We start from the raw sequence: 14,397 nt of genomic DNA, 5'->3' as shown, positions 1-14,397 counted from the left end.
TCCTCCAGCGCGTCGTAGTCGGCGGCCAGCTGGGCGGCCTTGCGCCGGTTCCGCCCGGCGACGCGGGCGGCGGGTCCGTCTGGTCCATGCTCCGGGTGGCGGGCCGCGCCCCGCCGGCGTCGGCAGTTCCCGCGTAGGTCCTGCAACGTCCGTGCCGGGCGCCGCTTCGCCGTGCCCGGAGACCCGCGAGAGGCTTCCATGCATCGACTCGTACCGCTGACCCTGCCTGTTCTCCTGCCCGTGTTCCTGCTCGTGTTCCTGCCGTCCACCGCGTCCGCGCACGGCGTGGACGGCGCGGCCGGCAGGTCCGTCCCCGAGTTCGTCTGGCTCGGCATCACCCACATGCTGCTCGGCTGGGACCACCTGCTGTTCGTCGCCGGCGTCGCGCTCATCGCCGGCACCGTCCGCCGCGCCGCCGCCTACGTCTCCCTGTTCGCCCTCGGCCACAGCGTCACCCTCATCACCGCCGCCATCACCGAGTGGCGGGTCAGCCCCATCAAGGTCGACCTCGTCATCGGGCTCAGCGTCGTCTTCGTCGGCGCCGTCGCCCTGTTCGCCCGCCCCAAGACAAAGCTGCACTGGCGGCTGTTCGGCGCCGCGGTGCTCGGCTTCGGCCTCATCCACGGCCTCGGCCTGGCCACCCGCCTGCAGGACATCGACGTCCACGGTGTCGGCAGCCTCACGCGGATCGTCGCGTTCAACGTCGGCATCGAAGGCGGCCAGGTCATCGCGCTGGTCGTGGTGGCTCTCATCGCCGGCTACCTGCCGGCCCGGCTCACCTCCGAGCGGGCCCAGCGGGTCGCGTCGGCCGGCATCATCGTGCTCGGCCTCCTGGCCGCCACGCTCGTCGTCGTCGACCGGGCCAACCGGCCCGCCCCGGCCGCGTCCGGCCAGCTGCAGCCACCGCCCGCGAAGGCCTGGTCCGCGGACTAGGTCGGACTCGGCGTCAGTCGTGCTCCGGCGCGCCGGTCAGGTGATGGTCGGCCGCGTACAGCGCCTCGGCCACGAGCCGGCGGACGTGGCCGCCGGCAGCACGGTAGAGCACCCGCCGGCCGTCCCGGCGGGTGCTGACCAGGCCCGCGAGGAGCAGCTTGGCGAGATGCTGCGACACGGCCGGCCGGGCGGCGCCGACGGTCGCGGTCAGCGTGGTGACGTCGTGCTCACCGTCGCGCAGCGCCCACAGGAGGCGGAGCCGGGTCGGGTCGGCCAGCATCCGCAGCGCCGTCACGGCCACGTCGACCTGCGCGTCGGTGGGCGCGCCGTCACCACCCGTCACAGTGTCGCCGCGTGCATACATAAGCACCCATTGTACTGCGGGCGTCGCTACCGGTGGTGGGCGACGGGGGCGTGGATCTCGGCAGCGTCCGGATCGGTGTGGATGGTGGCGCCGGTGAGCCGCGGGACGGCGTGCAGCAGCCGGTGCTCGGCCTCCACCGCGATGGCGTGCGCCTGCACGACCGAGAGCGTGTCGGCCACCAGCAGGTCGGTCTCGGCGTGCAGGCGGTGGCCGATCCAGCGCATCCGCAGCGCCGCGACACCGCGCACGCCGGGAGTGCCGGCGAGGGTCCGCTCCGCCGTGTCGACCAGCGCGGGGTCGACGGAGTCCATCAGCCGGCGGTACACCTCCCGGGCCGCGTCCTTGAGGACGAAGAGGATGGCGGCGGTGATGGCCAGCCCGACGACCGGGTCGGCCCACCGCCAGCCCAGCGCGACGCCGCCGGCGCCGAGGAGCACGGCGAGGGAGGTGAACCCGTCGGTGCGGGCGTGCAGGCCGTCGGCGACGAGGGCCGCCGAGCCGATCCGGCGGCCGACGAGGATGCGGTACCGCGCGACGACCTCGTTGCCGACGAACCCGATCACGCCGGCCGCGGCCACCCAGGACAGGTGCGTCACGTCGGCCGGGTGCAGCAGCCGGTCGACCGCCTCGTACGCGGCGAACCCGGCGGACGCGGCGATGGTGAGCACGATGAAGATGCCGGCGAGGTCCTCGGCGCGGCCGTAGCCGTAGGTGTAGCGCCGGTTCGCCACGCGCCGGCCGAGGAGGAACGCGATGCCGAGGGGTACCGCGGTGAGCGCGTCGGCGACGTTGTGCAGCGTGTCGCCGAGCAGCGCCACCGAGCCGGACAGGACGACGACGACCACCTGCAGCGCGGCGGTCGCGCCGAGCACGAGCAGCGAGATCCACAGCGCCCGCATGCCGTCCCGCGACGACTCCATCGCGGGGTCCACCTTGTCTGCCGCGTCGTGCGAGTGGGGCGTCAGCAGGTGCCCGAGGCGGTGCCGCCGGGCCGCCCAGCCCGAGCGACCGTCGTGCCCGTGGTCGTGGTGGTGCGCGTGCTTGTCGCTCATCGCCCCATGATATGTGCTCATGTACGCACGCGACAACGCTGCAACTGCCAACCCGCGGCAATTGCGAACCTCACCCGCCGCCGGCGATCTCCCGGAGCCGCTCGACCGCGCGGGCGAGGTACCGGTGCCCGGGCGGCCGGGTCAGCAGGTCGGCGAGCGAGTACAGGTCCAGCGCCCGGCTCAGGCGGCGCCAGTCGCCCGGCAGGTCGCCGCCGCCGTCGCGGAAGCCCGCCACGAACGCCTCCGCGAAGCCGTCGGGGCGCGGGTCGCGCAGCATGTTGCCGACGTCGTACAGCGGGGAGCTGCTGAACGCGAACTCCCAGTCGAGCACGGCCACGACCCGCCCACCCGCGGCGAGCAGGTTCTTCGGGTTGTAGTCGCCGTGCACCAGCTGCCGGCTGCCGTGCAGCACGGCCAGCTCCGGCGCCATCCGCGCGGCGAGGCGGCGCAGCGAGCGCTGTTCGGCGCCGGTGAGCTGGCCGGTGACGTCGCCGGTCGCGTTGCCCTCGCGCAGGCAGCGGTCGACGAAGGCGTCCAGGCCGGCGGCCGGCTCGGCCGGATCGGGGTCGAGGCGACCGTCGACGAAGAAGCCCGGCGTGGGGAACGTCACCGCGCCGACGCGGGCCAGGGTGGCGCCGGCCGCGCGGCCGAGGCCGGCCGCGTCCGCCCCGGACAGCAGCTCGCTCAGCGGGCGGCCGGGCACGTACACCGACAGCAAAACCGGCTCGCCGGCGTCCGCCCCGGTCTCGTCGGCGGCGACCACCTCGGCGACCGGGACGACGCCGGCCAGGCGGCGGGCCAGGGCGGCCTCGACCGGGCAGGCGTTGGCGCGCCGGTACCGCCGCAGCACGTACGCGCCGCCGTCCGCCGTGGTGAGCAGGGTGTTGTCGTTGCTGTACCCGCCGGTCAGGGAACGCTCGCCGGTGATCCGCCGCCCGGGCAGCGCGACGCACGCCAACCAGTCCCGCAGTGGTTCATGATACACATTATTCCTATGGGATTAGTAGACGACGCCGCCCGGCTCCGGGGCTGAGGCGATGGGCGGCACATCCGGTACCACCGAACGCACCGACGTCGTCGTGGCCGGCGGCGGGGCGATGGGGTCGGCCGCGGCCTGGCAGCTCGCCCGGCGGGGCGTCGACGTGGTGCTGCTGGAGCGGTTCGCGGCGGGACACACCAACGGAGCATCGCACGGCGCGTCGCGGATCTTCCGGCTCTCGTACCCCGACCCGGTGCACATCGCGCTCGCGCGGGAGGCCCGGGAGGGCTGGCGGGAGCTGGAGCAGCTCACCGGCGAGCACCTGCTCACGGTGACCGGCGGCGCCGACCACGGCGACCATCCCGACCTGGACGGGCTCGCCGCCGGGCTCGCCGCCGCCGGGGTGGCCCACCACTGGCTGACGCCGCGGGAGGCGGCCGAGCGCTGGCCCGGGATCCGGTTCGACACCCGGGTGCTGTTCCACCCCGACAGCGGGCGCCTGCACGCCGACCGGTCGGTCGCCGCCCTGCAGGCCGCCGCCGTGCGGTCCGGCGCGGTCGTGCGGCACTCGACCCCCGTCACGTCGATCGAGGTGCTCGGCGAGGACGCCGTGCTCGTCCACACCGACGGCGGCAGCTACCGCGCCCGGCGGATCGTGGCGGCGGTCAACGCGTGGGCGGACCGGCTCGTCGGGCGGCTCGCCCCGCTGCCGCCGCTGCGGGTCACCCAGGAGCAGCCCGCCCACTTCGCCGCCCGGGTGCCCGGAGACGACTGGCCGAGCTTCGGCCACCGGCTGGCGGACGCCTTCTACGGCGGCGTCTACGGCCTGGCCACGCCGGGCGAGGGCATCAAGGTCGGCTTCCACGGCGTCGGGCCCGAGGTCGATCCCGACCGCCGCGACTTCACGCCCGAGCCCGGGCAGCTCGCCGCGCTGCGGGCGTACGCCCGCCGGTGGCTGCCCGGCGTCGACGCCGACGTGTTCGCGCCGATCAGCTGCACGTACACGACCACACCGGACGCGAACTTCGTCCTGGACCGGCACGGGCCCGTGGTCGTGGCCACCGGGTTCTCGGGTCACGGGTTCAAGTTCACGCCCGCGATCGGGCGGGTGCTCGCCGACCTCGCCCTCGACGGCCCCCGCCCCGACCGGCGGTTCGGATTCGACCGGCACATCGACCGACACACTGACCGACAAGGAGTCACATGAGCACACCTCTGGCCGTTCTGGACCTCATCCCGATCAGCAGCGGCGACACGGTCGCCAACGCGGTGCGCAACGCCGTCGACCTCGCCCGGCAGGCCGAACGCTTCGGCTATGCGCGGTACTGGTTCGCCGAGCACCACCTCAACCCCGGGGTGGTCGGCGCGTCCCCGGCCGTCTCGATCGCGCTGGTCGCCGGCGCCACCAGCACGATCCGGGTGGGATCCGCCGGCGTCCAGCTCGGCCACCGCCAGCCGCTCGCCACCGTCGAGGAGTTCGGGCTGCTCGACGCCGTCCACCCGGGCCGGCTCGACCTCGGCCTGGGCCGCTCGATCGGCCGCCGGCAGCCGTCCGCGAACGGCGAGGCCTTCGCGGTCGCCGCCGCGGCCTACACCGCCGACCGGGGCGGCGCGGACCACGCCGCCGAGCAGCGCACCGACAACGGGCTGCTGCTGCCCAGGCAGTACGACTTCGGCAAGCTCCTGGCCACCTCGGGCACGAAGATCGCCACGCAGCTCGACCTGCTGCAGCAGCCCGGCGCCTACACGCCCGACTACGCCGCCCAGATCGCCGACATCCTCGCCTTCCTGGCCGGCACGTACGTCTCCCCCGCCGGCGTGGCGGTCCGCGCGTTCCCGGGCGAGGGGGCCGCGGTCCAGGTGTGGATCCTCGGCGCGTCGGGCGGCTCCAGCGCGGCCGTGGCCGGCGAGCGGGGCCTGCGGTTCGCGGCCAGCTACCACCACAGCCCGAGCACGGTCATCGACGCGGTGGAGGCGTACCGGGCGGCGTTCCGCCCGTCGGCGGAGCTCGACCGGCCGCACATCTCGGTCTCCGCGGACGTCGTGGTCGGCGGAACCGACGAGGAGGCGGCCCGGCTCGCGTCCGGCTACGCCCTGTGGGTGCGCAGCATCCGGTCGGGCGCGGGCGCGATCCCGTTCCCGACGCCGCAGGAGGCCGCCCGGCACGAGTGGAGCGAGGAGGACCGCGACCTCGTCCGGGACCGGGTCGACACGCAGCTCGTCGGGTCGCCGCGGACGGTGGCGGACAAGCTCGAGCAGCTGCGCGACGCGACCGGCGCCGACGAGCTGGCGATCACCACGATCACCCACGACCACGCGGACCGGGTGCGCTCCTACCTGCTCCTGGCCGAGGAGTGGGCCCGGCGCGGCAACCTCGGGACGAGCCGGCAGTGACGGCGGCAGCGAACCCCGGCGTCCGCTCGACCGGGGCCACCGGGGCGCGCCAGGCCGAGCTCGGTGTGCTGGCCTGCTGCGCGGGCGCCGGGTTCGCGACGCTGCTCGACTCGGTGGTCGTGACCTACGCGGTGCCGCTGCTCGGTACCGAGCTGGCCGCGCCGACCAGCGGGATCCAGTGGTTCCTGTCCGTGTACTCGCTGACGTTCGGCCTCGGCCTCGTCCCCGGCGGGCGGCTCGGTGACGCGCTCGGCCGGCGGACCCTGTTCGTCCTCGGGCTCGCGCTCTTCGCCGCCGGCGCGCTCGGCTCGGCCGCCGCGCCCGGCATCTGGTGGGCGGTCGCCGGCCGCGCCGTCCAGGGCCTCGGTGCCGGGCTGATCAGCGCCCAGGTGCTCGGGATCATCCAGGACCGGTTCACCGGCCTGCGGCGGGTCCGTGCGCTCGCCGCGTACAGTGCCGCCGGCGCCGCGGCGGCCGTGGTGGGGCCGCTCGGCGCCGGCCTCGTGCTCTCGGTGCTCCCCGGCCACCTCGCCTGGCGCGCCGTGCTGGCCCTCAACCTGCCGTTCGTCGTCGCCACGCTCCTGCTGACGACCCGGTTCGTCCCGCACCGGGCGCGGGAGGGCCGGCGGGCCGACCTCGACGTCCCGGCGATCGTCCTGGTCGGGGCGTTCGTCGTGATGGTCACCGTGCCCGTCATCGACCCCGGCATCGACGGCGGCCGGCTCTGGGGCATCGTCGGCGCGTGCGCGGTCCTGGCGGTGGCGACCGCCGCCTGGGAGCGTCGCTACGCCGCCCGGGGCCGCACGCCCCTGTTCGTCCCGGCCCTGATGACCTCGCGCGGCTTCGTGGTGGGCAACCTGGTCGCGCTGCTGTGGTTCGGCGGCGTGCTGGCGCACTCCACCGTGCTGACGATCTACCTGCTGCAGGGCCTCGGCTGGAGCCCCCTGGTGGTCGCCGCCGCCCTGATCCCGGGCGCGCTCGCCCGCATCGCCGCGTCGTCGGCCAGCTCACGGCTCTACGGCCGGCTCGGCGCGCGGACCCTGCCGGTCGCGCTCGCCATCCAGGTCGCCGGGACGGCAGCACTGGTCGCGATCGCCCCGACGGGCCTCGCCGCCGCGATCATCGGGATCGAGATCGTCATCAGCGTCGCCTCGGCCCTGCTCGAACCGCCGCTGCGGGCCGTGACGCTGAGCTTCGCCCCGCCGACCCACCACGGCGTCGCGGCCGCCCTCCTCCAGCTGACCCAGCGACTGTCGGCGACCTTCTGCGTCGCCCTCGTGACGGGGGTCGTGCTCGGCACGGACCTGCGGACCGTCACCGCCGGCGGGCTGCGGCACGGGCTGCTCATCTGCTGCGGCCTGGTCCTGGCGGCGTGCGCGCTGTCGTTCAGCCGAGCGCTGCGGACGTCGCCGGCGCCGGGCTGAGGCCGCAGGTGTAAATCCGTGCGGCGGGGTAGATCCCCACGCACATGGGTCAGCACCTCGGGCCGGCGGCGGCGCTGGCCTTCGCCGCCGCGGCCGCCGCCGGATACGGTGTGGCGTCGGTACTGCAGGCAGCCGGCGCACGGCGCGCCACCGGCCTGCTGCAGACGCTGCGTGCGCCGGCGTACCTCGGCGGTATCGCGCTGGACCTGCTGGCCTGGCTGGCCTCGCTCGTCGCGCTGCGCACGCTGCCGGTGTACCAGGTGCAGGCGGTCCTGGCCGGCTCGCTCGCGGTGACCGTCGTGGTGGCCCGGCTCCGGCTGTCGGCCCGGCTGCGCCCGGTCGACGTGGCCGCGGTCGCGGTCACCGTCGCGGCGCTCGTCGCGCTGGCCGCGGCGGCCGGCCCGCAGGACGAGGCCCGGCCGGCCGGGGCGGTGCGCCTCGGGCTCGCCCTGACCGCGATCCCGGTGGCCCTCGCCGGCTGGGCCGGCACCCGCTGGGGCCGGCCGGCCCTGAACGCGGCGCTGGCCGGTCTCGCGTTCGGCGGCGCCGCGCTGTGCGCCCGCGCGGCCACCCTGCCCGCCGATCCGCTCCGCGGCCTGCCGGAGCTCGCGAGCGAGCCGCTCGTCTGGGCGCTGGCGGCGTACGGCCTGACCGGCATGCTCCTCTACGCGGACGCGCTGGAGCACGGCGACGTGGGCCCGGTGACGGCCGTGCTGTGGATCGTGGAGGTGCTCGCCCCGTCGGTCGTCGGCGTCCTGGCCCTCGGCGACACGGTCCGGCCCGGCTGGGGCGTGGTCGCCGCGGTGGCCGTCACGGCGACCGTCGCCGCGGCCGCGGTGCTGGCCAACGCGCCCGCATCGCTGTCGGGGTACTAGCGCGTGCTTGTGACCGGTACGGCCACGCCTCGATGATGATGCCGTGGCGATCGGTCGGGACAGCTGGCGCGCGCTCATCACGGGGGTCGGTTCCGGGTTCGTCGGCGTCGTCAGCGGCCTGGCGGTGAACACCGTGGTCGTGAAGTCCGTGTGGCTCGCCCGCGGGCTGTGGGTGGCGACGGCGGTGCTGGTCGTGACGTTCGCCGTCCTCCAGCGCGGCGCCGCCCGGGCCGAGCGGGCCGCCGGCCGGGCCGGGGACGAGGTCGAGACGGTCCGGCGCCGGGTGCGCCGGCAGTGGTCGGAGCAGGCGGCGCTGCGCTGGGTCCGGCGTCCGGCGCCGCTGAACCTGGGCTGGGTGACGGTCCGCGGCGCGGGCCTGCCGGCATCCGGCGAGGTCGACGCGATCGTGGCGACGTACCGGGCGCTGCCGCATCGGCAACTGGTGGTGCTCGGCGAGCCGCGGTGTCGTGGCCGGCCGGCTCCCGGTCGAGGCGCTGAGCGTGCCGGTCGCGCTGCTGGCCCTGGGCGGCGGCACCCTCGAGCTGCGCCGCCGCCCCGACCGCGGCAGCTGGTACGCCTACGGCGTGGGCCTGCTCGCCGGGCTCGGCCCGCCGCTGCTGCTGACCTTCGTCGGCGGCGACACACCGGCCCGGCGGGCGCTCCTGGCCGCCGGGGCGGTCGCCGTCGTCGCGGTGGGCCTCAGCCGCGGGCAGCGGGCACCGTTGGTGATCGGCGCGGCGACGCTGGCCATCGCCGTCGAGCGTGAGCTCGCCGTCCTGACGTCGCCGTGGGTGGCGCTGGCGGCCCTGGCGGCCCCCGTGGTCGCCGTCGCGGCCGTCCTGGGCCGGCGCTCCCGGCTGCGGTTCTGACTGAGTGGGGCACCGTACGCCGTTGCCCGCGGGCAGGCCGGCGGCCTGCCCGCGAGCGGTCAGACCGTGAAGTTCGCGAACAGCAGCGACGCCAGCGCGAGGGCGAGCACGATGTTGACGACGGTGGCGGCCGCGAACACGGCGACCGGGCGCCAGCCCGCCTCGCGCAGCGACCTGACCCGGAACTCCAGGCCGATGCTCACGAACGCGAAGATCAGGAACCAGGTCCGCAGGTTCGTGGCCACCGCCTGGGCGGCCGTGTTGTCCGCGGCGGCGGCGGTCTTCGCGTACCAGGTGCCGATGATCGACGCCGCCACGAATCCGAGCACGAACTTCGGGAACCGGCGCCACAGCTCGATGGCGCCGGGCCGCTGCGCGGACTCGGAGCGCTCGACCTTGAACGCGAAGTACGCGGTCAGCGCGATCGCCACGAAGCCGATGAGCGCGTTCTGGGTGACCTTCACGATCGTGGCCACCTTGAGCGCGCTCTCGCCGGCGAGCGCGCCCGCGGCGGTGACGGCGGCGGTCGTGTCGATGTTGCCGCCGATCCACGCGCCCGCGACCGCGTCGGACAGGCCGAGGACGTCGGCGAGGTACGGCAGCAGGAAGATCGACGGCAGCGCGAACACGATGACGAGGCTCGCGGCGTAGGCGAGCTGCTCCCGCCGGGCCCGGACCGCGCCGGCCGCGGCGATGGCCGCGCTGACGCCGCAGATCGACACCGCGGAGGCGAGCAGCGCGCGCAGCTTCTCCTCCAGGCCGAGCTTCCCGGCGAACCACCAGGTGAACAGGAACACGCCGCTGATGAGCAGCAGCGCCTGGATGATCGCCGGGCCGGCCGCGGTCACCAGCAGCGACAGGTTGATGGAGGCGCCGAGCAGGACGAGACCGGTCTTGATGAAGAACTCGGTGCGGAACCCGCCGGACAGCCGGTCCCGCAGGCCGGTGACGGTCAGCACCAGGTTGCCGAGCAGGCCGATCGCGATCGCGTAGATCGGGTACTCGACCGACTTCGAGATCCGGGCCAGGCCGGTGTCGGCGAGCCAGGCCGGGACGTTCTTGTCGAGGTACTTCGTGGCATAGCCCAGCACCACGACGAGCACGATGCCGACGCCGATCCAGGCCAGGTTCGGCGGCGCGGCGGGCGCGACGGCATCGGTCTCGTTGCGCGGCGTCTCCTCGGCGGCGGCGGCGGCGGTGCCGGGGGTCTCCTCGGCGGTGGTCACTGCAGCACCCCCTTCGTGATGACGCCGCTCAGGATCAGGACCAGCAGCAGCAGGCCGACGACAGTGGCGGCCCAGTCCTCGCTGATGCGCGGGCCGGACCGGGTGGGGGGAGGCGCGGGATCGTCGCTCATGGCAGGCTCCTTCGGCGCGCCGGTGGGCACGCTGGGGGTACGGATGTCCGAAGTGGACGGAGGGGAGGGTGGCGGCGCCCGGGTCCGGGGAGGACCGGGCAGTCAGCTCCAGAGTGGACAGACGCTGGCCGCGACGCGGCCGAAGTCCACGTAGCGGCGCCTCGTCAGCAACGGGTAGGCGGCCACAGCGTGATTCCACCACCCACATGCGGGACCGTCAATGGAGTAGCCTATAAATCCCACCTGTTGAGTATGTTCATGCTTGACAGGTACCCGGACCTGGATCACAGTCGTCCGGTGCGGGAACTGCTCGCCTGGCTCACGGCACAGCTGGACGGCCGGATGACGGTCGGTGCGATCCGGTCGCTGCACGGCGGGGAAAGCCCGTGGTGGATCGACGTGACGGCACCCGGCGGTGCGACGTCCTCGCTGGTCCTGCGGTGTCCGAGCAGCCGGATCACGGCCGAGCAGATCGCGACGAACGCGGCCGCGCTGACCGTCGCCGAGCGGCACGGCCTGCCCGCTCCCCGGCTGGTCGCGGCCGATCCCGACGGACGCACGGCCGGGACACCGGCGAGCCTGGAGACCGTCGTGCCCGGTTCGAGCACCTGGCCGGCGACACCCTCCGCCGAGCTGCTCCTGGCGGCCGGCGCCGCCGTCGCCCGGGTCCACACCGTGACCCTGGCGCCGCAGCCGCACCTGCCGTGGCGGCCCCGGCCCATCGCGGTCGACGACTTCGCCGCAGACCGCCGGGCCGGCCGGATGCCGACCACCGCACTGCTCGAACTGGCCGACGAGCTGGTCCAGGCGATCACGCCGCCACCGGGGCCGGTCGTCTTCGTCCACGGTGACGTGTGGCCCGGCAACACGGTGGTCGGCGGCGGCGCGGTGCACGCCCTCATCGACTGGAAGACCGCCGGCGCCGGCAACCCCGGCGTGGACCTCGGCGAGCTGCGCAAGCAGGTCGCGATCCTCTACGACGACGACGCACCCGGACACGTGCTGCGGGGCTGGGAACGGGCCGGCGGCGCGCGGGCCGACGACGTCGCGTACTGGGACGCCGTGGCCGCCCTCAACACACCCACCGGGTCCTACAGCCGCCACGCCGCGGACCGGCGCGACGCCTTCCTCCGGGCCGCGCTCGCCCGGCTGTAACCACGTTGATCGGCCGCGCGGCCTCGCCTGGGCTCGCCTGGGCTCGCGACGAGCACCGACGTTCATCCGGCACGAAGAGGAGATCGGTCATGAGGACGCCCGGCGGTTTCTCCGGTACCCCATCCGTCTCCACCGCCGGAAAGGCGCTTCGTGTTCCGTCTGTTCGAGAACCCGGTCGACCCGTTCCCGTCCGGTCATGACCGCGCTCCCGCCGCCGACGTGCGGCGGTTCCTGCTGCAGGAGCTCCGCCCGCTCCGGCCCGTCGTAGCCGCGGCCGCCGCCACCACGGTCCTGTGCGCCGCGATCGAGGTGTGGCTGATCGGCTATGCCGGTCGGCTGGTCGACACCCTCGCCGCCGGCCGCCCGGACACGCTCTGGGCGGCCCATGGCACCGAGCTGCTCGCCGTCGCCGCGCTCGTCCTGCTCGTCCGGCCGGCGCTCAACCTGCTCAGTGAGGCGCTGGACGACATCGCATTCCGGGCCAACGCCCGGCCGCTCGCCCGCTGGCGGGCCCACCGGCACGTCTCCCGGCAGTCCGTCGGCTGGTTCCGCGACGACCTCGCCGGCCGCATCGCCACCTGGGTCCGCGACGGCGGCGACGCCGCCGGCACCGCCGCCTACGCGGTCATCCACACCCTGCTGTACGTCGTCGCCTACATCGCCGGCTCCGTGTGGCTGATGTCGGCGATCGACCCCCGCCTGCTGCTCCCGCTCGGCGGCTGGATCGTCGCCTATGCGCTGCTCATGCGCTGGGCGGTGCCCCGGTACCGGCGCGCGGCGGAGCGCCTCCAGGACGCCGAGTCGGCGCTGACCGGCCTGCTCGTCGACGCGTACGCCAACGTCGACACGCTCGCCCTGCTCGGCGGCCCGGACGCCCGCACCGAGCACGACCGCCGGGTCTTCGCCCGGGCCCGGCGGGCGCACCTGGACCTGCAGCGGGTCGAGGTCACCATCAACAGCACGATGATGGCGCTCGGCAGCGCGCTGCTCGTCGGGCTCACCGGCTACGGCATCGCGCTCTGGCGCACCGACGCCGCACCCCTCGGGCTCGTCGCGGCCGCCCTGGCGCTCAGCTTCCGCATCACCGCGATGGCCGAGTGGCTGCTGGACGCCGTGTCGTCACTGTTCGGGTCGGTCGGCGTCCTGCGGCGGGCGCTGCGGACCGTCGCGCAGCCCCTCGCCGTCGCCGACCGGCCCGGCGCGGCCGAGCTGCGGGTGCGCGGCGGCGCGATCGGCTTCGCCCGGGTCAGCCACCACTACGGCCGGAGCGCGGGCGGCCTGGACCGGCTCAGCCTCGACGTGGCGGCCGGCGAGCGGGTCGGGATCGTCGGGCGCTCCGGCGCGGGCAAGTCGACGCTCGTCGGCCTGCTGCTGCGGTTCCACGACGCGGAGGCCGGCACGATCACGATCGACGGCACCGACATCACCGACGTGACCCAGGAGAGCCTGCGCGGCCAGATCGCCATGGTGGCCCAGGAGGCCACGCTCCTGCACCGCTCGGTCCGCGAGAACATCGCCGGCCCCGGACCGTCCGACGATGCGCGGGTCGACGCGGCGGTACGGCGGGCATCGGCGGGCGGCTTCGTCGCCGCGCTGCGCGACGCGGACGGCCGCACCGGCCTCGACGCGCACGTCGGCGAGCGCGGCGTGCGCCTGTCCGGCGGCCAGCGGCAGCGGATCGCGCTGGCCCGCGCGTTCTACCGCGACGCCCCGATCCTGGTCCTGGACGAGGCAACGTCCGCGCTCGACTCGGAGGCCGAGGCGGCGATCCACGACACGCTCGCCGAGGTGATGGCCGGCCGGACGGTGATCGCGATCGCGCACCGGCTGTCCACGATCGCGCACCTCGACCGGATCGTGGTCCTCGACGCCGGCCGGATCGCCGAGCAGGGCACCCACGCCGAGCTGCTCGACCGCGGCGGCCTCTACGCCGAGCTGTGGTCGAGGCAGTCCGGCGGCTTCCTCGGCACCGTGCCGGACCGCCACTGATCGGGCCCTGACCGGAATCGATCAGCTACCGGGGCCGGTCGGCACGGCCAGGACGGACAGGAGCGTGGCGGTGATGACGTGCGGCGCCCGGTCGGTGTCGAGCCGACCGGCGGCGCAGTCGTCGGCGGCCGCGTGCAGGATGCTGTAGACGACCGTGATCAGCCAGCTCGTCGGCAGGTCGCGGCGGAACGCGCCGGCGTCGCGGCCGCGCGCGATCAGCTCCTCGACGCGGCGCATCGGCTGGTCGTGGTGGGCGCGGATGCGCTCCTCGGGCAGCTCCAGCTCGGCCGCCTGCCGCACGGCGTGGAACTGGTGGACCAGCTGCCACGACGAGCCGACCAGCCGGCGCAGCGCCGCGGCCGGGTCGCCGTCCAGGTCCACCCCGCCGAGCACGTCCTCGCAGTGCGCCAGCAGCCGGGCGAACACGGCCTCGAGCAGGTCGGCGCGCGTGCTGAAGTGCCCGTACAGGGTCATCCGGCCGACCCCGGCCCGCTGCGCGATGTCGGCGACGCTGGCGTGCCGGTCGGCGGTCAGGCAGACGAGCGCCGCGTCGAGGATCGCCTCGATGTTGCGCTGGGCGTCGGCGCGGCGCCGGGCCGGACTCGATGACGCGGACTTGACTTCCTCCCCACGCCTAATGGCGGGGGATTCCCGTGGCCGCGGCGTGTTCACGCCGCGAGCTGTTCGGGTGGTTGGCGTTTCATAGACCGCCCAGCGGCGAGGTCTCCACGCCCGGTGACCGCCAGCCCGGCGGCCAGAATGTTCTTTGCCGCGTTCACGTCGGCGTGCGCCTGGTGCCCGCAGGTGACACACCGGAAGACCGCTTGGCTCTCGCGGGATTGCGGTGCGACATGCCGGCAGGCGTGGCAGGTCTGCGATGTGTACGCGGGGTTGACCTTGACGATGGTCGCGCCGTGGTAGCGCGCCGCGTGTTGCAGGGCGAGCAGGAAGCCGCCCCATCCCTTGTTGAGGATGGCCCGGTTCAGCCCGGCCTTGGCCCGCACGT

General features: G+C 75.0%; 16 protein-coding genes. 8 read left to right on the top strand and 8 right to left on the bottom strand.

Going from position 1 to position 14,397, the window contains the following annotated elements:
• A partial coding sequence (locus tag ABZS66_RS55325; protein WP_354771965.1) for a hypothetical protein occupies positions 1-200 on the bottom strand: 200 nt, incomplete at its 3' end.
• On the opposite strand from ABZS66_RS55325, the gene ABZS66_RS55320 reads away from it, so the two are divergent.
• Positions 199-933, top strand: coding sequence for a HupE/UreJ family protein (locus ABZS66_RS55320; protein ID WP_354771963.1), 735 nt, complete (start codon positions 199-201; stop codon positions 931-933). The two genes, ABZS66_RS55325 and ABZS66_RS55320, sit on opposite strands and share 2 nt — an antisense overlap.
• Before the next feature lie 13 nt (positions 934-946).
• Here the strand turns inward: ABZS66_RS55320 and ABZS66_RS55315 are convergent, their stop codons facing one another.
• From ABZS66_RS55315 to ABZS66_RS55305, 3 genes are all read right to left on the bottom strand, one after another.
• Positions 947-1,297, bottom strand: a complete 351-nt coding sequence (locus tag ABZS66_RS55315) for a metalloregulator ArsR/SmtB family transcription factor (RefSeq protein WP_354771961.1) — start codon at positions 1,295-1,297, stop codon at positions 947-949.
• Between the two features lie 26 nt (positions 1,298-1,323).
• A complete protein-coding gene (locus ABZS66_RS55310) occupies positions 1,324-2,349 on the bottom strand; it encodes a cation diffusion facilitator family transporter (RefSeq protein ID WP_354771959.1) in 1,026 nt (341 codons plus the stop codon).
• A gap of 70 nt (positions 2,350-2,419) precedes the next feature.
• Positions 2,420-3,334: an aminoglycoside phosphotransferase family protein gene (locus tag ABZS66_RS55305; RefSeq protein WP_354771957.1), complete on the bottom strand. Its 915-nt coding sequence runs from the start codon at positions 3,332-3,334 to the stop codon at positions 2,420-2,422.
• A gap of 52 nt (positions 3,335-3,386) precedes the next feature.
• Between ABZS66_RS55305 and ABZS66_RS55300 the strand changes: the two genes are divergently transcribed.
• The 5 genes from ABZS66_RS55300 (at position 3,387) to ABZS66_RS55280 (ending at position 8,890) form a co-directional block, all read left to right on the top strand.
• Positions 3,387-4,535, top strand: coding sequence for an FAD-dependent oxidoreductase (locus ABZS66_RS55300; RefSeq protein WP_354771955.1), 1,149 nt, complete (start codon positions 3,387-3,389; stop codon positions 4,533-4,535).
• Complete coding sequence (locus tag ABZS66_RS55295; protein ID WP_354771953.1) at positions 4,532-5,722, top strand: LLM class flavin-dependent oxidoreductase; 1,191 nt, start codon at positions 4,532-4,534, stop codon at positions 5,720-5,722. The genes ABZS66_RS55300 and ABZS66_RS55295 overlap by 4 nt, the downstream gene beginning before the upstream one ends.
• The gene (locus ABZS66_RS55290; RefSeq protein WP_354771951.1) at positions 5,719-7,146 is read left to right on the top strand and encodes an MFS transporter; all 1,428 of its coding nucleotides are present in this window, start codon (positions 5,719-5,721) and stop codon (positions 7,144-7,146) included. Before ABZS66_RS55295 ends, ABZS66_RS55290 begins: the two co-directional genes overlap by 4 nt.
• A gap of 44 nt (positions 7,147-7,190) precedes the next feature.
• Positions 7,191-8,021 (top strand): hypothetical protein, encoded by an 831-nt coding sequence (locus tag ABZS66_RS55285; RefSeq protein WP_354771949.1) that lies wholly within the window; start codon positions 7,191-7,193, stop codon positions 8,019-8,021.
• Between the two features lie 467 nt (positions 8,022-8,488).
• Positions 8,489-8,890, top strand: coding sequence for a hypothetical protein (locus ABZS66_RS55280; protein WP_354771947.1), 402 nt, complete (start codon positions 8,489-8,491; stop codon positions 8,888-8,890).
• A gap of 59 nt (positions 8,891-8,949) precedes the next feature.
• Here ABZS66_RS55280 and ABZS66_RS55275 read toward each other — a convergent pair whose 3' ends face one another.
• Together ABZS66_RS55275 and ABZS66_RS55270 are read right to left on the bottom strand one after the other, a co-directional pair.
• Complete coding sequence (locus ABZS66_RS55275; RefSeq protein ID WP_354771945.1) at positions 8,950-10,116, bottom strand: putative sulfate exporter family transporter; 1,167 nt, start codon at positions 10,114-10,116, stop codon at positions 8,950-8,952.
• Positions 10,113-10,247, bottom strand: a complete 135-nt coding sequence (locus ABZS66_RS55270; RefSeq protein WP_255779708.1) for a hypothetical protein — start codon at positions 10,245-10,247, stop codon at positions 10,113-10,115. Before ABZS66_RS55270 ends, ABZS66_RS55275 begins: the two co-directional genes overlap by 4 nt.
• Positions 10,248-10,544: 297 nt before the next feature.
• Between ABZS66_RS55270 and ABZS66_RS55265 the strand changes: the two genes are divergently transcribed.
• Both ABZS66_RS55265 and ABZS66_RS55260 read left to right on the top strand, forming a co-directional pair.
• Entirely contained in the window at positions 10,545-11,402 is an 858-nt protein-coding gene (locus tag ABZS66_RS55265; RefSeq protein WP_354771943.1) for an aminoglycoside phosphotransferase family protein, read from the top strand.
• A gap of 150 nt (positions 11,403-11,552) precedes the next feature.
• Complete coding sequence (locus ABZS66_RS55260; RefSeq protein WP_354771941.1) at positions 11,553-13,391, top strand: ABC transporter ATP-binding protein; 1,839 nt, start codon at positions 11,553-11,555, stop codon at positions 13,389-13,391.
• Between the two features lie 21 nt (positions 13,392-13,412).
• Here the strand turns inward: ABZS66_RS55260 and ABZS66_RS55255 are convergent, their stop codons facing one another.
• The gene (locus tag ABZS66_RS55255) at positions 13,413-14,063 is read right to left on the bottom strand and encodes a TetR/AcrR family transcriptional regulator (RefSeq protein WP_354771939.1); all 651 of its coding nucleotides are present in this window, start codon (positions 14,061-14,063) and stop codon (positions 13,413-13,415) included.
• Positions 14,060-14,397 (bottom strand): transposase (locus ABZS66_RS55250; RefSeq protein WP_354771937.1); only part of this gene is annotated, 338 nt, incomplete at its 5' end. The genes ABZS66_RS55250 and ABZS66_RS55255, both read right to left, overlap by 4 nt.

It is taken from the genome of Dactylosporangium sp. NPDC005572 (genome assembly GCF_040605515.1).
Taxonomy (GTDB): Bacteria; Actinomycetota; Actinomycetes; order Mycobacteriales; family Micromonosporaceae; genus Dactylosporangium.
Note: the sequence above shows the minus strand (reverse complement) of the source record. Positions and strands in the feature narration are given on the sequence as shown.